The sequence below is a fragment of the Stenotrophomonas maltophilia group sp. SKK55 genome, from assembly GCF_057179845.1.
In genome coordinates, this window is sequence record NZ_JBXUHP010000059.1 from 410,247 (window position 1) to 425,485 (window position 15,239).

Annotated in this window: 25 protein-coding genes; 16 read left to right on the forward strand and 9 right to left on the reverse strand. The window is 65.9% G+C overall.

Going from position 1 to position 15,239, the window contains the following annotated elements; translation table 11 throughout:
* Nucleotides 1-18 precede the first annotated feature (18 nt).
* Both AC2A1N_RS19935 and AC2A1N_RS19940 read left to right on the forward strand, forming a co-directional pair.
* Nucleotides 19-465: a Rap1a/Tai family immunity protein gene (locus AC2A1N_RS19935; protein ID WP_484373250.1), complete on the forward strand. Its 447-nt coding sequence runs from the start codon at nucleotides 19-21 to the stop codon at nucleotides 463-465.
* Nucleotides 466-612: 147 nt separating this feature from the next.
* The gene (locus AC2A1N_RS19940) at nucleotides 613-846 is read left to right on the forward strand and encodes a hypothetical protein (RefSeq protein WP_005416583.1); all 234 of its coding nucleotides are present in this window, start codon (nucleotides 613-615) and stop codon (nucleotides 844-846) included.
* 15 nt (nucleotides 847-861) lie between these two features.
* On the opposite strand, the gene AC2A1N_RS19945 is transcribed toward AC2A1N_RS19940, so the two are convergent.
* The 3 genes from AC2A1N_RS19945 to AC2A1N_RS19955 form a co-directional block, all read right to left on the reverse strand.
* Nucleotides 862-1,413, reverse strand: coding sequence for a cysteine hydrolase family protein (locus AC2A1N_RS19945; protein WP_484373252.1), 552 nt, complete (start codon nucleotides 1,411-1,413; stop codon nucleotides 862-864).
* 3 nt (nucleotides 1,414-1,416) lie between these two features.
* Complete coding sequence (locus AC2A1N_RS19950) at nucleotides 1,417-2,055, reverse strand: DUF6766 family protein (RefSeq protein WP_484373254.1); 639 nt, start codon at nucleotides 2,053-2,055, stop codon at nucleotides 1,417-1,419.
* Nucleotides 2,056-2,154: 99 nt separating this feature from the next.
* Nucleotides 2,155-2,343: a hypothetical protein gene (locus AC2A1N_RS19955; RefSeq protein WP_134967931.1), complete on the reverse strand. Its 189-nt coding sequence runs from the start codon at nucleotides 2,341-2,343 to the stop codon at nucleotides 2,155-2,157.
* Nucleotides 2,344-2,491: 148 nt separating this feature from the next.
* On the opposite strand from AC2A1N_RS19955, the gene AC2A1N_RS19960 reads away from it, so the two are divergent.
* From AC2A1N_RS19960 to AC2A1N_RS19995, 8 genes are all read left to right on the forward strand, one after another.
* Nucleotides 2,492-3,655 (forward strand): zinc-dependent alcohol dehydrogenase, encoded by a 1,164-nt coding sequence (locus AC2A1N_RS19960; protein ID WP_088497169.1) that lies wholly within the window; start codon nucleotides 2,492-2,494, stop codon nucleotides 3,653-3,655.
* Nucleotides 3,656-3,665: 10 nt separating this feature from the next.
* Complete coding sequence (locus AC2A1N_RS19965; RefSeq protein WP_484373256.1) at nucleotides 3,666-4,163, forward strand: hypothetical protein; 498 nt, start codon at nucleotides 3,666-3,668, stop codon at nucleotides 4,161-4,163.
* A gap of 109 nt (nucleotides 4,164-4,272) precedes the next feature.
* Nucleotides 4,273-5,214, forward strand: a complete 942-nt coding sequence (locus AC2A1N_RS19970; RefSeq protein WP_484373258.1) for an acyl-CoA dehydrogenase — start codon at nucleotides 4,273-4,275, stop codon at nucleotides 5,212-5,214.
* Complete coding sequence (locus AC2A1N_RS19975; protein WP_061478265.1) at nucleotides 5,202-5,960, forward strand: PIG-L deacetylase family protein; 759 nt, start codon at nucleotides 5,202-5,204, stop codon at nucleotides 5,958-5,960. The genes AC2A1N_RS19970 and AC2A1N_RS19975 overlap by 13 nt, the downstream gene beginning before the upstream one ends.
* A complete protein-coding gene (locus AC2A1N_RS19980) occupies nucleotides 5,957-6,544 on the forward strand; it encodes a class I SAM-dependent DNA methyltransferase (RefSeq protein ID WP_061478264.1) in 588 nt (195 codons plus the stop codon). Before AC2A1N_RS19975 ends, AC2A1N_RS19980 begins: the two co-directional genes overlap by 4 nt.
* Nucleotides 6,541-7,230, forward strand: a complete 690-nt coding sequence (locus tag AC2A1N_RS19985; protein ID WP_472957781.1) for a glycosyltransferase family 2 protein — start codon at nucleotides 6,541-6,543, stop codon at nucleotides 7,228-7,230. The genes AC2A1N_RS19980 and AC2A1N_RS19985 overlap by 4 nt, the downstream gene beginning before the upstream one ends.
* A gap of 177 nt (nucleotides 7,231-7,407) precedes the next feature.
* On the forward strand, nucleotides 7,408-7,836 hold the full coding sequence (locus AC2A1N_RS19990) for a BLUF domain-containing protein (RefSeq protein WP_484373261.1): 429 nt from the start codon (nucleotides 7,408-7,410) through the stop codon (nucleotides 7,834-7,836).
* A gap of 138 nt (nucleotides 7,837-7,974) precedes the next feature.
* Nucleotides 7,975-8,373: a BLUF domain-containing protein gene (locus tag AC2A1N_RS19995; RefSeq protein ID WP_484373263.1), complete on the forward strand. Its 399-nt coding sequence runs from the start codon at nucleotides 7,975-7,977 to the stop codon at nucleotides 8,371-8,373.
* 15 nt (nucleotides 8,374-8,388) lie between these two features.
* Here the strand turns inward: AC2A1N_RS19995 and AC2A1N_RS20000 are convergent, their stop codons facing one another.
* Nucleotides 8,389-8,781 carry a response regulator gene (locus tag AC2A1N_RS20000; RefSeq protein WP_061478260.1) on the reverse strand — a complete coding sequence of 131 codons (393 nt, stop codon included), beginning with the start codon at nucleotides 8,779-8,781 and terminating at the stop codon, nucleotides 8,389-8,391.
* A 307-nt stretch (nucleotides 8,782-9,088) separates the two neighbouring features.
* Here AC2A1N_RS20000 and AC2A1N_RS20005 point away from each other — a divergent pair, with 307 nt between their 5' ends.
* The 3 genes from AC2A1N_RS20005 to AC2A1N_RS20015 all read left to right on the forward strand — a co-directional run bounded on the left by AC2A1N_RS20005 (nucleotide 9,089) and on the right by AC2A1N_RS20015 (nucleotide 10,956).
* Nucleotides 9,089-9,328 (forward strand): hypothetical protein, encoded by a 240-nt coding sequence (locus AC2A1N_RS20005; protein WP_231352105.1) that lies wholly within the window; start codon nucleotides 9,089-9,091, stop codon nucleotides 9,326-9,328.
* A gap of 158 nt (nucleotides 9,329-9,486) precedes the next feature.
* Entirely contained in the window at nucleotides 9,487-10,008 is a 522-nt protein-coding gene (locus tag AC2A1N_RS20010) for a ferritin-like domain-containing protein (protein WP_049416479.1), read from the forward strand.
* 39 nt (nucleotides 10,009-10,047) lie between these two features.
* Entirely contained in the window at nucleotides 10,048-10,956 is a 909-nt protein-coding gene (locus AC2A1N_RS20015; RefSeq protein ID WP_478457617.1) for a manganese catalase family protein, read from the forward strand.
* A gap of 121 nt (nucleotides 10,957-11,077) precedes the next feature.
* On the opposite strand, the gene AC2A1N_RS20020 is transcribed toward AC2A1N_RS20015, so the two are convergent.
* Together AC2A1N_RS20020 and AC2A1N_RS20025 are read right to left on the reverse strand one after the other, a co-directional pair.
* Nucleotides 11,078-11,206 (reverse strand): hypothetical protein, encoded by a 129-nt coding sequence (locus AC2A1N_RS20020; protein WP_278252469.1) that lies wholly within the window; start codon nucleotides 11,204-11,206, stop codon nucleotides 11,078-11,080.
* Nucleotides 11,207-11,239: 33 nt separating this feature from the next.
* Nucleotides 11,240-11,401 carry a KGG domain-containing protein gene (locus tag AC2A1N_RS20025; RefSeq protein ID WP_478457621.1) on the reverse strand — a complete coding sequence of 54 codons (162 nt, stop codon included), beginning with the start codon at nucleotides 11,399-11,401 and terminating at the stop codon, nucleotides 11,240-11,242.
* 303 nt (nucleotides 11,402-11,704) lie between these two features.
* Here AC2A1N_RS20025 and AC2A1N_RS20030 point away from each other — a divergent pair, with 303 nt between their 5' ends.
* From AC2A1N_RS20030 to AC2A1N_RS20040, 3 genes are read left to right on the forward strand one after another with little or no spacing between them, the layout of a single operon-like run.
* Nucleotides 11,705-12,172, forward strand: a complete 468-nt coding sequence (locus tag AC2A1N_RS20030; protein WP_484373267.1) for a BLUF domain-containing protein — start codon at nucleotides 11,705-11,707, stop codon at nucleotides 12,170-12,172.
* Nucleotides 12,169-12,936, forward strand: a complete 768-nt coding sequence (locus AC2A1N_RS20035) for a DUF72 domain-containing protein (RefSeq protein ID WP_484373269.1) — start codon at nucleotides 12,169-12,171, stop codon at nucleotides 12,934-12,936. Before AC2A1N_RS20030 ends, AC2A1N_RS20035 begins: the two co-directional genes overlap by 4 nt.
* Entirely contained in the window at nucleotides 12,929-13,663 is a 735-nt protein-coding gene (locus AC2A1N_RS20040; RefSeq protein ID WP_484373271.1) for a DNA-formamidopyrimidine glycosylase family protein, read from the forward strand. The genes AC2A1N_RS20035 and AC2A1N_RS20040 overlap by 8 nt, the downstream gene beginning before the upstream one ends.
* 39 nt (nucleotides 13,664-13,702) lie before the next feature.
* Here AC2A1N_RS20040 and AC2A1N_RS20045 read toward each other — a convergent pair whose 3' ends face one another.
* From AC2A1N_RS20045 to AC2A1N_RS20055, 3 genes are all read right to left on the reverse strand, one after another.
* Nucleotides 13,703-14,200 carry a YciE/YciF ferroxidase family protein gene (locus AC2A1N_RS20045; protein WP_134967920.1) on the reverse strand — a complete coding sequence of 166 codons (498 nt, stop codon included), beginning with the start codon at nucleotides 14,198-14,200 and terminating at the stop codon, nucleotides 13,703-13,705.
* Between the two features lie 112 nt (nucleotides 14,201-14,312).
* The gene (locus AC2A1N_RS20050) at nucleotides 14,313-14,729 is read right to left on the reverse strand and encodes a low affinity iron permease family protein (RefSeq protein ID WP_484373273.1); all 417 of its coding nucleotides are present in this window, start codon (nucleotides 14,727-14,729) and stop codon (nucleotides 14,313-14,315) included.
* Nucleotides 14,726-14,980 (reverse strand): hypothetical protein, encoded by a 255-nt coding sequence (locus tag AC2A1N_RS20055; RefSeq protein ID WP_484373275.1) that lies wholly within the window; start codon nucleotides 14,978-14,980, stop codon nucleotides 14,726-14,728. The genes AC2A1N_RS20050 and AC2A1N_RS20055 overlap by 4 nt, the downstream gene beginning before the upstream one ends.
* Between the last annotated feature and the right edge of the window lie 259 nt (nucleotides 14,981-15,239).

Here is a 15,239-nt window from a genome sequence, read left to right on the forward strand (position 1 = left end):
GACAGCCAGGACCCTGATATGAAAGGACATCACGCCCGCCGCGCACACCGCCGCATGCGTTGGCTCCTGACACTGGGCCTCGGCGCCCTGGTGGGACCCGCCGTGGCAGGCACAACGCAACCGGAACGCACCTGGCTTGTCAGTGGGGCGGAGCTCATCACGCTGCTGGAGGGCAAAGGCGCTGACGGGTTCTGCGATGGCGAACACTGCCGGGGGCTGTCCAGCGCCCGGGCCAGCAGCTACATACTGGGCGTTGCCGATGCCAGCCGCGGGCAGTGGTGTGGGCAGGGCCGGATCCTTCCGCATGAACTGGTCGATCAGGTGTCTTCCCATCTGCGGCAGCTGCCCCGCGAGCGATTGCAACAGGATGCGTCTCCCCTGGTTGTCGAAGGGCTGCGCGCTGCGTTTCCCTGTGGTCACGGCAAATCGCCTGGTGGCAGTGCCGAGCCCGGCAAGGCACGCTGAGACGCGTGGGCTGGGCGTTGCCAACGCGCGCTGCGGCCTGCGTAATGAACACATCGGTGTTCTGCACGCTGGCGACACGATGCATTCACGACCGCCGACACCCGCGCCCGCGACACTGCATGCTCCTTCCTCCGCATGAGGTGCCCCATGGCCACCTGTGATGTCTGCGGCAATGACTACGACAAGAGCTTCACCCTCCAGCAGGGCGGACGCAGCGGCACCTTCGATTCGTTCGAGTGCGCCATCCATGCGTTCGCACCGCGCTGCGCACATTGCGACTGCGCGATCATCGGGCATGGCGTTGAAGGAAGCGGTCAGATCTTCTGCTGCGCACATTGCGCCGGTCACGCCGGTGTAAAGGGAATCGCAGACCGGGCCTGAGCCCGCTCCGGCCTGTCATGCCGGGACGAGCGAGGCGAGCCGTGCGACCCGGGCTGCACCCGAATCGGCGAGCAGCGCCATCGCACGCTGTTTCCGGGCCGGCGTCCCCGCCACGGCCTCCCGTGCCACCACTACGTCGAATTCCCTGGCGTTGGCGTCCAGCGCGGTAGCCAGGACACATGAATCGGCCGTCATCCCGCTGAGCCAAAGGCTGCGCACGCCAAGCTTGGCCAGCAGAATCGGCAACGGGCTGGCCAGGAACGCCGAATGCTTGGGCTTGAGCACGAAGTAGTGGCCGGGCAGGGGAGAGAGGAGGTCGGCAATCCGCCCGGCCGGTCCTCCGTCCCGCTGGCACTGTGCTACTTGTTGGCGGAAGTCACGCTTCCAGTCCGAGAAGTTGTCATTGGCGTAGATGACCGGCCATCCGTGGCCATCAAAGTGGTCTCTCAAGCGTCGGATCTGTGTGGCCGCCCGCTCCGCTGCTGGCGCCAGCGCCTGCGCGCCTGGGAAGTCGAAGCGACTGAACATATCGATGATCAGCAAGGCGGTCGACGGAGCATTTCCCATGGTTCAATCCCCTGTCTGCGCGTGCGGAGCTTCGACCGGCTTGGATTGCGGTGAGTCCTTCTGCCGCAGGAAGATCGTAAGCACGACGAGGGACAGCACGGCAAGGAATTCGCTCTGCCAGTTCTGCATCGATTCGAACCAGAACGTGCTGCTGGCCAGATGCTCCAGGAAACCCGGCACCGGCAACCCCTGCAGCTGCTGCTCGACCTGCTCGGCGCGCCAGCTACCCAGTGCATGCAATGCAAAACTGAGCAGGAACAACAGCCCGAAGGCAATCGCAAGCGAGTGACCGTAAAGCACCTTCCATGCGCCGCCGCGACGAACCGGCCACGGCGCAGGTCCCGGCTCGATGCGGTTCTGCTCCTGCGCCGGGTCCAGGGGCCGGGATTCGGCTGAGCCACGCTGGCGCAGGCTGACGGTCAGAAGAACGTACATCCCCATCTGCAGGAACTCGCTCTCCCAGTTCTCGAATGTAGCGCTCACGAAATGCCCGGTCGCCAGGTAGTGCCAGAGGCCGATCGGCGCGCGTCCGTGCTGCGTCAACGCCTGATTGTGCACGTGATGTCCCGCAACTGCCTGCCCGACAATGAAGACGACAGTGAGTGCGAGCAGTACCAGCGAGAGACCGTTGCGTTTCCACATGCAACACCTCTTTCAGCCTGACCAGAAGCCGTGCATGCAGCTTGCGCCGGCAGCACATCATGACGCGTGAACCCGGCGCATCCAGGATGTGAGGCGGCCTCAACGCTTGCCCGTCGGATCGGGATCGGGACGCTCGTAGTCCTCGGGTACGGCCTTGGGGCCATCACCGTCGTCCGGCATGTCGTGCTCCTTCCACTTCGCTCGATCATTGTGCCGCTTGTCCGGCGTGTGCGCTTTCGATTGATCGTCCACGTCTGTTGTTGGATTGAAAGGCAGCTTGTCGTTCATGGTGAGCTCCTGTGGCGGGTGTTCGCAGCGTGCCCCGGGCCGGGTTAACGCCACGACGCCGCGGAATGAACGCTGCGCACACCTGGATGTCACCGGGGCAGGAGGACGTCCCTGCAATGCTGTCGTTCCGATCTTCTGGAGAAGCACGATGCAGGCATTGACCTATCACGGACGCAAGGATGTGCGCGTCGAGACCGTGCCGGACCCGGTGCTGGCAGCCGAGGACGACCTGATCCTGAGGGTTACCGCCACCGCCATCTGTGGCTCGGACCTGCACCTGTACAGGGGCAAGATTCCCGATCTGCACGACGGCGATGTGCTGGGGCACGAATTCATGGGCGTGGTGGAAGAGGTCGGCAGCGGCGTAACCCAGGTGAGGCCGGGCGATCGCGTGGTGATCCCTTTCGTGATCGCCTGTGGCGAGTGCTTCCACTGCCGGCTGGCCGAGTATGCCGCCTGCGAGACTACCAACCCGGGCAAGGGCGCTGCGCTGAACCAGAAGGGCCTTCTGCCTCCGGCGGCGTTGTTCGGGTACAGCCATCTGTATGGCGGCGTGGCAGGCGGACAGGCCGAATTCGTGCGCGTGCCCAAGGCGAATGTGGGCCCACTGCGCATTCCGGAAGGCGTGGCCGACGAACAGGTTCTGTTCCTGTCAGACATTCTGCCCACCGGCTATCAGGCCGCGCTGAACGCAGGGGTCAAGCCGGGCTCGACAGTGGCGATCTTCGGTGCCGGTCCGGTGGGACTGATGAGCGCGGCCTGCTGCCGGCTGCTGGGAGCTGAGACCATCTTCATGGTCGACCATCTTCGCTACCGCCTGGACTACGCGCGCCGCGCCTATGGTGTGACGCCGATCGACTTCAAGGAGATCGAGGACCCGGCCGACTACATCCTGACCCAGACCAGTGGGCGCGGCGTGGATGCCTGCATCGAGGCCGTCGGTTTCGAGGCCGAGGGCAGTGCGCTGGAGTCAGCGCTGACCGCCGTGAAACTGGAAGGCAGCAGCGGCGTGGCCATCCGTCAGTGCATCGCAGCCGCCCGCCGCGGCGGCGTGGTCAGCATTCCCGGTGTCTATGCCGGTTTCATCCATGGGTTCCTGCTGGGCGATGCGTTCGACAAGGGCCTGACATTCAAGATGGGGCAGACTCACGTGCAGGGACTGATGCCGGAACTGCTGGACGCAATCCTGGAAGGAAAGCTGGATCCGGGAGACATCATCTCGCACCGGATGCGCCTGGCCGACGCAGCGCAAGGTTATGCGATGTTCGATGCCAAGGACGACGACTGCCGCAAGATCGTATTGACCCCCTGAGCAGGCCGTCATGAGTGGGATTGTCATGGCCTGTGTCTACGCAGTCTGGCTGGCCGCCGGTGCGCTGGACTTCCACTTTCACCGGCGTACCGACCTGCCGCACACGTCCGCGATGCGCGAGAGCCTGCTGCATGGGCTGCAGCTGCTGCTCATCGGCAGCGGCGTACTGGCGTGGCTCGTGCTGGAAAGCACGTGGTCGCTCGTCACGCTGTTGGCAGTCCTGGTCATCGCGCACGCAATCGCCGGCTACTTCGACACTGTCAGCGCGGACGGGCGGCGACGCATCAGCCCGGCCGAGCAGCACGTGCACAGTGTGCTCGACGCCGCTCCTTGGGTCCTGCTGGGCGGGGTGGCGTGGCAGGCCGAACCTCGATGGGCAGTCAATGTGGCACCGGCAGCACCGGCGCTGTGGTGGTTCGTATTGCTGCCGGCACTTGGCCTAATGGTGTTGCCATGGCTATGGGAGCTGCGCCTGTGCGTGCGTGCCAGCGAACATCGCCAGCGGTGAGCGCGTGAGGAACACTGCGCCGGGTATTCATGTGGCCGCCACACCGCCAAGACAGTGATGTGACCGCAGGGCGCCTACGTTCATGACCTATCTTCATTGCAGATCGGCCATGCAGGATGTGATGTTGCCTTCTTCGCTGTTCAACCGTGCACGCCAGGTTCTCGCCCAGCAGCCCGCACTGCCTTTGCCCGGAAGTGGCCACACGCTGCAGCGCTGGCGGGCGCTGGCGGCGTGGGGCGCAGAGGATCTCTGCCTGGCCAAGGTACTGGAAGCGCATTACGACGCCCTGGCGATCATTGCCGAGCTGAACGCGCCTGTGGTTGCTGAAGGGCAGCTGCTGGCGGTATGGGCCGCAGAAGGCCCAGCCAACACCCTGCGCATCGACGCCGGCGATGGGCTGTATGGCGACAAACCCTGGTGTTCAGGCAGCGCTTGGGTGGATGCGGCACTGGTAACCGTGCGGAGCACACAGGGCGTGTGGCTGTGCCACGTGGAGGCGGAGCATTGGTGCACGCTTTCGGGTGAGCCCTGGCCGGCCGCTGGCATGGCTGGCATTCCGTCCACGACGGTGCGCTTCGACGGCGCACCGATGACGATTCTGGGAGCGCGCGACGCCTACCTGCAACGCCCGGGCTTCTGGCACGGCGGGGCGGGCATCGCGGCGGTCTGGTTTGGCGCAGCGGTGGCACTGGCTGAACGCATGCGACCGGCCTGCAGCGACGGCAACCGCGCACGGCTGCTGGGTGCAGTGGACCTTGCCCTGGGGCCGGCTGCGGCGCTGCTTCGCGAAGTGGCCGCGCGCATCGACGACGCGCCCCAATCGGCGCATCGGGAAGACGTAGTGCGGCTGCGCTGCGTGGTCGAGCGGGCGGCGACGCGCGTCCTGGACCTTGCAGGTCGGGCGCTCGGGCCGGCGCCGATGTGCCTGGAAGACGGTCACGCCCGCCGCTGGGCGGACCTGACGGTGTTCCTCAGGCAGTGCCACGCCGATCGGGATTGGCAGTGGCTGGGTGAGCAGCGGGCAGCAGAGGAGACCGCATGGGCGCTGTAGCCAGCACACCCCTGCAAGGACAGGGAACGCAAGAACAGGCCTGGCTGCGCTGCGATTGGCTCTGGCAGCAACCGTCCACGCCCGCCCGCTCGCTGTGCGCCGACCATGACCGCCTTGTGGTCGTTGCGCCGCATCCCGACGACGAGATCCTTGGCTGTGGCGGGCTGCTCCATCAAGCCGCGGCACAGGGCATGGAGATTGGTGTCATTGCCGTGACGGATGGTGAAGCGTGTTATCCGGGTGAACCTTGGTGGACACCGGACCGCCTGCGGTCGGCGCGTCGGGCAGAGCTTGCCGCGGCGCTGGCGGAGCTTGGGATTCCGGCTGACGCCACGTTTCATCTCGGCATCGGCGATGGCGCGGTCAGTAAGCACGAACAGGGCCTGCAGGACTGGCTGCAGCAGCACCTGCAGCCGGGTGATCTGGTACTGGCGCCCTGGCGCTTCGATGGACACCCGGATCACGAAGCGGCAGGGCGTGCAGCCTGCCGCGCCGCGCGCGCAGTGGGTTGCTGTCGACTGGAGTACCCGGTATGGGGCTGGCACTGGCTGGATCCGGCCTGCGCGCACATGGCGTGGGAGCTCCCGCGACTTGTCGATATTTCCGCAGTGGCGTCGGTGAAACGAAGCGCCATCGCCCGGTTCCGGACGCAGACCGGCAACGTGCCGGGCCTGAACAGCCCGCCGGTGCTGCCTTCCCATGTACTGGCCCGATTTTTCCGCGATTACGAGGTGTTCCTGGCATGAGCGCGCAACCATACTTCGATGAACTGCATGAGCAGGAAGATCCTTTTGGCTACCGCAGCCGGTGGTATGAAGAACGCAAGCGTGCACTGCTGTTGGCAAGCCTGAGCCAGCGCCAGTTCAATCGTGGCTGGGAGCTGGGTTGCTCCAACGGCGTGCTGACCGAGGCCCTGGCGGCGCGCTGCGAGCGCCTGCTGGCCACCGACATCAGCCCGCGCGCAGCGTTCCGGGCCCGCCGCAACCTGGCCCACCTGCCGCACGTGCAGGTCCACTGCGCCAGCCACCCCGAGCAATGGCCGCCGGGGCGCTTCGACCTGATCGTCTGCGGTGAGATGGGCTACTACCTGGGGACGAGCGCCCTTCGCGAGCTACGGGCCGGAATCGATGAAGCACTTCGTGACGACGGATTGCTGGTCGCCTGCCATTGGTTGCCCCCGTTCCCTGGGCGGGCGAGCCGGACCGAAGTCGTGCATCGCTGCCTGGGAGACGGCCTGCACGAAGCCTTCCACTATCGCGATGCGGACTTCGTGCTGCAAGGCTGGACGCGCGGCACGCTGTCACTGGCCCGCAACGAGGGCCTGCGGTGATAGGCGTTCTGGTCCCCGCGCACAACGAGGCAGCCAGCATGGCGCGCTGCCTGCAATCGATCCGAAGAGCTACCCTGCACCCGGGCCTGGGCGGCGAAGCAGTGGACGTGGTGGTTGCACTGGACGCTTGCTCGGATGCGACGGCGTCCATCTGCCACCAGCAGCGCGTCGGCATTGTGCGGCTGGATGCACGCTGCGTAGGGGTTGCCCGCGGCGTGGCCGCCGCCGAGCTGCTGAGTCGTGGCGCCAGGTGGCTGGCCAGCACGGACGCCGATAGCGAGGTCCCTGGCGATTGGTTGGTTGGACAACTGGCGCAGCCGTGTGACGCCTTCTGCGGACTGGTGGACATTGCGGCGACCTGCCCGTCCGAACAGCGCCTGCGCAGGGTATTCCAGGGGCGGCAGCAGTGGGGCGAGGGCCACGGGCGCATCCATGGTGCCAACCTGGGTGTCTCTGCCCATTCCTATCGTGCGGTTGGCGGTTTTCCTGCCTTGCGCTGCGGGGAAGATGTTCAGATGGTGAGGGCGCTGCAGGCCCGCGGCGCGGATGTACGCTGGGCCGGAGCTCCCGTCGTCCTGACCAGCGCCCGTCTGGAAGGGCGCGCCGCAGGGGGATTTTCGGCTTATCTGGCGGAGATGGGGGCGGCGGGTGCCCCTGCCGTGCTGACCGGGCCGGCCATTGCGTAAACACCGGCCGTTTCGCCGCACCGCAGCATGCACTCGCGCCGTCAGGCGTCTCCGATCCAGCCCGAATCCATGAAACCCGCGCACATGGGCCCATGCGTGACGCGCTCCCTGTACGCGTTTACGGCGTGTGAACGCTGTCGCCCTTAGATTGATCGGCTGGGAGAGTAGGAGCAGCCGATGCCGAACAGCGCGATTGTCTACGCCAGCCGGGCTGTCCCCGGGTTCACGCCGGAACGCCTGGCTGCACTGATGGAAGATGCGGCCCGCTTCAATCGATCAGCGGGCGTGACCGGGGTCCTGTTGTTTGACGAGCAGCGCTTCCTGCAATACATGGAAGGCCCCGCCGACGGGTTGGATGTTGCGTTCTCCCGCGTAAGCGGCGCCCGCAGCCACACCGAACTGACCGAACTCGGGCGTGGCCGTGTCGGGCAGCGGCGGTTGCCGTTCTGGCCAATGCGCTGCCTGTCGGTCAGCGCGGGCGAGCTGCAGAGGATTGCCCTTGCCGACTGGAGCCATTTCATCCAGCGGGCGGTAACGAGCCAGGACGAAGGGGGAGCGATGGAAAAGCTGCTTGCAATCGTTGAGCCCTACGCGAACGCCGCCTGAAGTCCGGGTCGGGTGTTAGCGGAGTGTGCAGCCGAGGGGAGGGGGCGGTGCCCCAGCGCCTGAAGGCCCTCATCCGCGCCTACAGCGGGGCAGCGATCATTGCCGTGCAGGAAACCTCCTGCGCCAGAAGGGACGAATGTGCCCCTCCGCGCGATCGCCTACGCAAGTGAGGCGATACCGGGGCTTTCCATGGACCATGTGGACGACCTCGCCAGGGCCGCCGCCGGCTTCAACTTCGAATCCGGCGTTACGGGTGTGCTTCTTTATGATGGGCTCCGCTTCCTCCAGTACATCGAGGGACCGGAAGACAGCATCAACGTGGTGTACAGCCGCATTCTCAGTGCCCGCAGCCATCGCGAACTGATCGAACTGGGCCGCGGCAGGGTTTCAGGCCGGTTCTTTCCTTATTGGTCGATGCGGTTGCTGTGGGTTGAGGCCTCCGAGATCCGCAGCGTGGCGCGTAGCAACTGGGACGGGCTCTCCCGTGGTGGTGCGCTGCGCCAGCTGAGCCTGGTGGTGGCCCCACACCTCGCTTGACCGCTGCGGTTGGGGTCAGTGTGCGGAAGGGGGTGCGCAGGCGTCGCCCACCACGCGCCGCACCGTCTCCTGCAACTGATCGACGTGGAACGGCTTGGCCACGAAGGCGGCGCGGCGGTGACGCTGTGGCACCAGCTGGTCATAGACCGCAGAGACGAACAGAAAAGGGATGCCAAGTTCCGCCAGGCGATCGGCGACCGGAAACACCACGCCGTCACGAAGCTCGACGTCCAGCACGGCGCCGTCGAACCGCTGGGTGTCCAGCAGCCCCAGCGCGTCGAACACGCTGTAGGCGTGTGTCACCTGGTCGCCTGCCTCCTCAAGTGCATGTTCCATCAGTACTGCCAGGTCGAGCTGGTCTTCCACCAGCAGCAGGTTGCATCTGCGCTGGCTCATTCCGGATTGCATGTGTGCAGTCTGTATTGCTTCGGGAGTGCCAGTCTGTGCTGTGCAGCATCAATACGGCGCGTGCGGGTTGTCAGCCCCGCGCGAAGCCCGTGCAGCGCGCTTCCAGCACCGTCGAGGCAGCGTGCAGGGCCGGATGGCGTTCGTTGACGGCGCCTTGGCGCGTGCCATGGATACTGCCGCCGTCCCCCGCATTGGAGCTTCTCTCATGCCGCTATCCGGAACCGATTCTGCTTCTCCACGCGTGCTGCGTGTCGAGTGCATGCCGCTGGACTGCGGTGGCACTGCGATCGTAGTGGAACTGGACCGCATGCCTGAACGCACGTGGATGAAGTCGCTCAAGCGGGCGCTGCAGGCCGACGATCTCCTGGAGGGCGCGCACGCCAAATTCGATGGGCGCTTCGTGTATGTCGTGGGCGTGGAAGGCGGCGCTCATCGTATGCAACATCGTGTGGTACAGGCGCTGGTGGCAACGGACGCTCCGCGCGCGTCGGGCGGCAGCCGGCAAGGTCAAGCCGGCGGCGCGGCACTGTCCAGCCCGATGCCCTGATCGCGGACCGGGGCCAGCCCGCAGTCCGTGCATGTTATCGCTGCATCAGGGCCGCGTGCAGCGGCCACCTCCAGCGGTTCACAGCGCCCGACAAGGCGGTGATTGCCAGCGTTCCACCATGTTCTCCGGAGGCATGTCGCCCCAGACCGGAGATCGAGATGGCAGACCACAACGACACCCGACGCGAACGCCTGCTGAAATGGCTGCAGGATGCCTACGCCATGGAACAGGAAGCGGAGACCATGATGAAGGCCATGGCTTCGCGGATCGAGAACTACCCCCAGCTCGCTGCCCGGATCGGCCAGCACGTCCAGGAGACACAGGGGCAGGCCGCTTCCCTGCGGCAGTGCATCGAGGCGCTGGGAGGAAGCGTGCCCACCGCAAAGGGATTGTTCGCCAGCATGACCGCCGCCATCCACGCCGCTGGCAACACCCTGATGGAAGATGAGGTAGTCAAGAGCGTGGGCCTTTCGTTCGGCTTCGAGAACACCGAGATCGCCACGTACCGGGCGCTGGTGATCGCTGCCGAGCGCGCCGGTGCGCCCGACATTGCGGCGGTGTGTGGCCAGATCCTGCAGGAAGAGGTTGCCATGGCGCGCTGGCTGGAGGACCACCAGGACGGCCTGGTCGGTGCGTTCCTCAACCGTGACGAAACGCCTGGCGCCCAGGCCAAGCGTTGACCGCAAAGCCAGCCCACGCCAGCCACTGGAGAAATCCTCATGTTCTTTCATCACAAGAAACTGATGTATACCGTGCGCGTCCGCGAATCCAATCCGCAGCTCGCCAGCCTCATGCTTGAGCAGTTCGGCGGCTCGCAGGGCGAGTTGGCCGCCGCGATGCGCTACTTCACCCAGGGACTTGGCGAATGCGATCCCGGGCGCAAGGACCTGCTGATGGACATCGCCACCGAGGAGATCAGCCACTTGGAGATCATCGGCACCATCATCGCCATGCTCAACCGCGGGCCCAAGGCGATCCAGTCCGAAGGGCTTGCCGAGGCCGAGGACATGCGGCTGCTGGGCCAGAACAGCACCAGCCACACCGAACAGATCCTGTACGGCGGCGGCCCGGCGCTGGTCAGTTCCAGCGGGGTTCCGTGGACAGCCGCCTACATCGACTCGATCGGCGACCCCAGCGCCGACCTGCGCTCGAACATTGCGGCCGAAGCGCGCGCCAAGCTGGTGTATGAGCGCCTGATCAACGTCACCGACGACCCGGGCATCAAGGATGCGCTGCGCTTCCTGATGACCCGCGAGATCGCCCACATGAAGTCGTTCGAGAAGGCGCTGCACAGCATCCAGCCCAACTTCCCACCGGGCAAGCTGCCGGGGGATCCCGCGTTCACCGATCTGTACATGGACATGTCGCAGGGCGACGGCGCCGACAACCTGCAGGGCAGTTGGAACAGCGGCGAGCTCTGGGAGCGGGTCAGCGACCGCGAGGCACAGGCCGCTGTGGACGGTGGCGACGGCAGCGGCACGGTAGACCTGGATCCGCGCGAACAAGCGGCGGTGCAGGCCATGACCCTGCGCACGCTCTCCGACCCGGAAGCACGGCCGACCACCGGGGCCGAGCTGGGGGCCGGCCCGGGCGCGGGCGCACTGGACCTGCCACCACGCGAGCCGTGAAAAACCTGGGGCGCGCGCCTGCGGCGCCCCAGTTGAAACGCCCGTGAGTGCCGCGAGGGCGCACGAAAGCGGGCGGACATCACGTCCGCCCACGAAGGGGTACATCGGGTTTCAATGCCGATCAGCGCTGCTGGCCACCGCGGTTGTTGCCGCCGCCACGTTCCTGCTGTTGCTGCCCGCCTCCCTGGTTGCCGCCCTGGTTGCCACCACCGCGACTGTTCTGGCCGCCTTCGCGGCCGATGTCGGCCATGTGCTGGCGGTCCTGGCTCACTGCTTCGCCGCCCTAGCGGCCGGCTTCGCGTGCTTCTTCCGAGCTGAATTCATGGGCGCTACCTGACTCGTGCGCGGCACGTCCACCCTTGGCGGCGATCTCGCGCTGCCTGTCCTCGTCCATCGAAGCGAAACCGCGGTTGCTGTTGCCCTGGTTCTGGTTCTGGTTGGCCATGGAAAGTCTCCTTGGGTTCAGCCGCCCGATTGGCGGCAGCGACCATCTTCCAGATCCGGCGCTAGACGGCGGTGGCATGGCTGCCAGCGTGGCCTCATCCGGAAGCCCGCGATTCCTCATCCTGCCTCCACGAACCATGGTGCACGCGTGTGCGCACCGGCAGACACGTCTTCCGCAACCCAACCGCGCGTCAACGCGATGCGGAAGGGACACGCCACTGTTCGACGCGGCGTCCACACCGATCTCACCGCGCGTACGCTCCGCGTGGCTATGGTAGAGCGGTCTGCAACAAGCGGTGGTGCCATGCCTTTTCGAGCAATTGCCTACGTAAGTGAAGCCTCCCGCAACCTGACGGAACAGCGGCTGCAGCAGCTTGTGGCGGAGGCGGTGCAGTTCAACGAATCCGTCGATGTCACCGGCACACTGCTGTTCGATGGCTCGCGCTTCCTGCAGTACCTGGAAGGCCCGGAGGCAGGAATCAAGGCCGCTTACATGCGCATTCTGGGAGCCAGCAGCCACAGTGGGATCGTCGAGCTGAACCGGGGCAGGGTGGGGCGTCGACAGTTTCCGCACTGGCGGATGCGCAGCGTGCGGGTGGACGAGCTGGCGCTGGGAAAGGTCGCCATCTCCGACTGGACCGGCTTCGTGCGCAGCGCGTCGGCGCTCGACTCGGGGAAGAGTGCACTGGATCGTCTGCTGTCGGTTTCGCAGTCGCACACGGAGGCAGGTGCGGGCGGCATCACCGAACCGGACGGGCAGCTGGCACGATGAAGGCCGCAGCCGCCCCGGTCGCGCCCGCCCCACCACGCGTCGGTTGTGCGGGATGGTCGCTGCCGCGGGCGGATCAGGAAGCGTTCGGCGCGGGCGACAGCCTGCTGCAGCGTTATGCCACACGCCTGCCGATGGTGGAGATCAACTCGTCCTTCTATCGACCGCACCAGCCCAGGACTTACGCGCGATGGGCCGCGAGCGTGCCGGAGGGCTTCCGGTTCGCGGTGAAACTGCCGCGCGAGATCAGCCATGAGCGTCGGCTGCGCGATGCAATGCAACCGCTCGAACAGTTCCTTGAAGGCGTGCTGGCGCTGGGTGGAACGCTCGGTCCATTGCTGCTGCAGTTGCCGCCCAGCCTGGTGTACGACACGATCACGGCCGAAACCTTCCTGCGGGGCCTGCGCGCACGCACGCGGGCCGATCTGGCGTGCGAGCCGCGCAACCCGAGCTGGTTCACGCCGGAAGTGGATGCGCTTCTGAGCGCGCATGGCGTGGCACGGGTCGCCGCGGATCCGGCACGTGTGCCGGCGGCAGCGATCCCCGGCGGTGACCGCACGTGGAGCTACTGGCGCTGGCACGGCCAGCCGCAGATCTATCGCAGTGCGTACAGCGAGCAGACCCTGGCGGAGCTGGCGCAACGGCTGCAGCGCGAAGCCGATGCGCAACGGCCGGCCTGGTTCGTACTGGACAATACCGCACTCGGCCACGCCACCCGCAACGCCCTGCGCCTGCAGGCGCTGCTGCAGGAGAACGCCCATGCCTGAAGGTCCTTCCATCGTGCTGTTGCGGGAAGCGGCGAGCCATTTCAAGGGGCACGTGGTCCGCACCGTGTCCGGTAACAGCCGCATCGACCTGTCACCGCTGCAGGGCCGCCGGGTCAAGGCGGTCCGCAGTTGGGGCAAGCACTTCCTGCTGGAATTCAGCCGCCACACGCTGCGCATCCACCTGATGATGTTCGGCAGCTGGCGCATCGACGAACGGAAGCCAACCCCGCCGCGTGTATCCCTGATGTTCGACAATGGCGAGCTGAACTTCTATGCGTGCTCCGTGCGGCTGATCGACGAGCCGTTGGACGATGTCTACGATTGGCGCGCGGACGTGATGAACGAGGCCTGGGATCCGAAGCTGGCCCGGCGCAAGCTGAAGGCCCTGCCGGACGTCCTGGTCTGTGATGCGCTCCTGGACCAGAGCGTCTTCGCCGGCGTGGGCAACATCATCAAGAACGAGGTGCTGTTCCGGATAGGCGTGCATCCCGCCTCCCGGCTGGGCGACCTGCCGCCACGAAGGCTTACCGCCTTGATCGAGCAGGCTCGCGCCTACAGCTTCGATTTCCTGGAGTGGAAGCGCCGCTTCGAGCTGAAGAAGCATTGGCAGGTGCACACGAAAAAGGTCTGTCCCCTGTGTGGTGGCCCGATCAGCAAGCTCTATCTGGGGACAACGCGGCGACGCACGTTCTTCTGTCCCAATGATCAGGTACTGTACGGGACCTGAGGCTGCCGTCCGTGGCAGCCGTATTCCGCGGCGCGCCGATCAGGCGGCCTGTGCAGCCTTGGCGTTGCCGCCGCCCTTGGCCAGCAGGGTCAGCTTCTCGTCGGTGGCCTTCTCTTCCTCCAGCGTCTCCAGCAGCAGCGGTAGGGCGTCCTTGTAGCCCAGCTGCTTGGCCAGCGCGGCGATGGTGCCGTAGGACGCAATCTCGTAGTGCTCGACCTTCTGCGCGCCGCCAATCAGGGCCGCATCCCGCACCGGTCCCTTGTCGATGCTGTCGATCACTTCCTTGCCTTCTTCCACCAGGCCCTCCATCGCCGCACACTTGATGCGCTTCAGGCGAATGCCCAGGATCTCCACCACCTGGTCGATGCGCTCGATCTGGCCCTGGGTTTCTTCCAGGTGCGTTTCGAACGCTGCGGCCAAGTCCGGGTTCTCGGCCGCACGGGCCAGGCGCGGGAGGGCCTTGGTCAGCTGCTTTTCGGCACTGTAGATATCCGAGAGTTCATGGATGAACAGGTCTTCCGCCGTCTTGATAGCCATACTGGGCTCCGCAGTGAGTGGAGTGCTCAGCGTAGGTCCTGCCCGGTTGCGATCGGGCAGGGGCCAGGTGAAGGCGGCATGTGAGCGCCCGCAGGATTACTGCGCACGGTCTTTACGAGAGTGCGCCCGAACCACACGGCATGCAGCGCTCCTTCCTGGACTTGATGTCTGCAGCGGTCTTCGCCAGTGCCTCGCAACGCTGGCGAATGTCCTCAAGATGCGCCGGCTCCATCGACTCCAGGTTCAACAGCTCCTGGTTGGCGTCCATGCTGACCCGGATCAGTTCATCCAGCTTGATGTGCAACGCGGCCGTATCGGCGTTCTGCGTGTGCTGGATCAGGAACACCATCAGGAAGATCACGATGGTTGTTCCCGTATTCACCACCAGCTGCCACGTGTCATTGAAGTGGAAGGCCGGCCCGCTCGCGGCCCAGGTGATGATCACACCCAGCGCTGCGACGAATGCCCCCAGGCTGCCGGACAATCGCGCCGTCGCGGCCGCGACACGGGCGAAACCGCGCCGGATCACTGGTCACCTCCCCCGGCCTCCTCATCCGTGCGACGGTCTGGCAGCCTGACCCGCTCCCCAAGGCGCTTGTCCTGCTCGTCCGGCGTTGGCGCAGCGACGAAGGGTGAGATCGGGTCACTGGCGGGGAAGGTTTCCTGCAGCGCCTCGTCATGATTGCGGCGGTTGTGCAGCGTCGCCTGCAGCGGACTGACAGGATCGGGGCGCTGCGCCTCCGTGTCCGGATGGAGAAGGTCTTTCTGGTCGCGTTGCATGGTGCATCTCCAGGTTGATCACCACCTCGCAGGTGGCGGGCCCAGCATAGGAATGCACTGTGAGCGGCCCCATCAAGGGCGGGGCAACGTGGCGTCAATCCTCAGGCAACGCGCGTTAACAATCAGCGTGGCGGCGCGGTCTGCGTCGGCCATGGCGTTCTGATGCGGCACGTGGTTGCGCACCCCCTCACGCCATTCACCCCGCAACAGCGAGAATGGCCTACCGGGCGCACCATGCGCGAGCCGCCCACCGATTGCA

What these genes read in the sequence shown, in the direction of transcription:
- AC2A1N_RS19935 (WP_484373250.1), top strand. Translation starts at nt 19, where the DNA reads ATGAAAGGACATCACGCCCGCCGCGCACACCGCCGCATGCGTTGGCTC.
- AC2A1N_RS19940 (WP_005416583.1), top strand. Translation starts at nt 613, where the DNA reads ATGGCCACCTGTGATGTCTGCGGCAATGACTACGACAAGAGCTTCACC.
- AC2A1N_RS19945 (WP_484373252.1), bottom strand. Translation starts at nt 1,413, where the DNA reads ATGGGAAATGCTCCGTCGACCGCCTTGCTGATCATCGATATGTTCAGT.
- AC2A1N_RS19950 (WP_484373254.1), bottom strand. Translation starts at nt 2,055, where the DNA reads ATGTGGAAACGCAACGGTCTCTCGCTGGTACTGCTCGCACTCACTGTC.
- AC2A1N_RS19955 (WP_134967931.1), bottom strand. Translation starts at nt 2,343, where the DNA reads ATGAACGACAAGCTGCCTTTCAATCCAACAACAGACGTGGACGATCAA.
- AC2A1N_RS19960 (WP_088497169.1), top strand. Translation starts at nt 2,492, where the DNA reads ATGCAGGCATTGACCTATCACGGACGCAAGGATGTGCGCGTCGAGACC.
- AC2A1N_RS19965 (WP_484373256.1), top strand. Translation starts at nt 3,666, where the DNA reads ATGAGTGGGATTGTCATGGCCTGTGTCTACGCAGTCTGGCTGGCCGCC.
- AC2A1N_RS19970 (WP_484373258.1), top strand. Translation starts at nt 4,273, where the DNA reads ATGCAGGATGTGATGTTGCCTTCTTCGCTGTTCAACCGTGCACGCCAG.
- AC2A1N_RS19975 (WP_061478265.1), top strand. Translation starts at nt 5,202, where the DNA reads ATGGGCGCTGTAGCCAGCACACCCCTGCAAGGACAGGGAACGCAAGAA.
- AC2A1N_RS19980 (WP_061478264.1), top strand. Translation starts at nt 5,957, where the DNA reads ATGAGCGCGCAACCATACTTCGATGAACTGCATGAGCAGGAAGATCCT.
- AC2A1N_RS19990 (WP_484373261.1), top strand. Translation starts at nt 7,408, where the DNA reads ATGCCGAACAGCGCGATTGTCTACGCCAGCCGGGCTGTCCCCGGGTTC.
- AC2A1N_RS20000 (WP_061478260.1), bottom strand. Translation starts at nt 8,781, where the DNA reads ATGCAATCCGGAATGAGCCAGCGCAGATGCAACCTGCTGCTGGTGGAA.
- AC2A1N_RS20005 (WP_231352105.1), top strand. Translation starts at nt 9,089, where the DNA reads ATGCCTGAACGCACGTGGATGAAGTCGCTCAAGCGGGCGCTGCAGGCC.
- AC2A1N_RS20010 (WP_049416479.1), top strand. Translation starts at nt 9,487, where the DNA reads ATGGCAGACCACAACGACACCCGACGCGAACGCCTGCTGAAATGGCTG.
- AC2A1N_RS20015 (WP_478457617.1), top strand. Translation starts at nt 10,048, where the DNA reads ATGTTCTTTCATCACAAGAAACTGATGTATACCGTGCGCGTCCGCGAA.
- AC2A1N_RS20020 (WP_278252469.1), bottom strand. Translation starts at nt 11,206, where the DNA reads ATGGCCGACATCGGCCGCGAAGGCGGCCAGAACAGTCGCGGTGGTGGC.
- AC2A1N_RS20025 (WP_478457621.1), bottom strand. Translation starts at nt 11,401, where the DNA reads ATGGCCAACCAGAACCAGAACCAGGGCAACAGCAACCGCGGTTTCGCT.
- AC2A1N_RS20030 (WP_484373267.1), top strand. Translation starts at nt 11,705, where the DNA reads ATGCCTTTTCGAGCAATTGCCTACGTAAGTGAAGCCTCCCGCAACCTG.
- AC2A1N_RS20035 (WP_484373269.1), top strand. Translation starts at nt 12,169, where the DNA reads ATGAAGGCCGCAGCCGCCCCGGTCGCGCCCGCCCCACCACGCGTCGGT.
- AC2A1N_RS20040 (WP_484373271.1), top strand. Translation starts at nt 12,929, where the DNA reads ATGCCTGAAGGTCCTTCCATCGTGCTGTTGCGGGAAGCGGCGAGCCAT.
- AC2A1N_RS20045 (WP_134967920.1), bottom strand. Translation starts at nt 14,200, where the DNA reads ATGGCTATCAAGACGGCGGAAGACCTGTTCATCCATGAACTCTCGGAT.
- AC2A1N_RS20055 (WP_484373275.1), bottom strand. Translation starts at nt 14,980, where the DNA reads ATGCAACGCGACCAGAAAGACCTTCTCCATCCGGACACGGAGGCGCAG.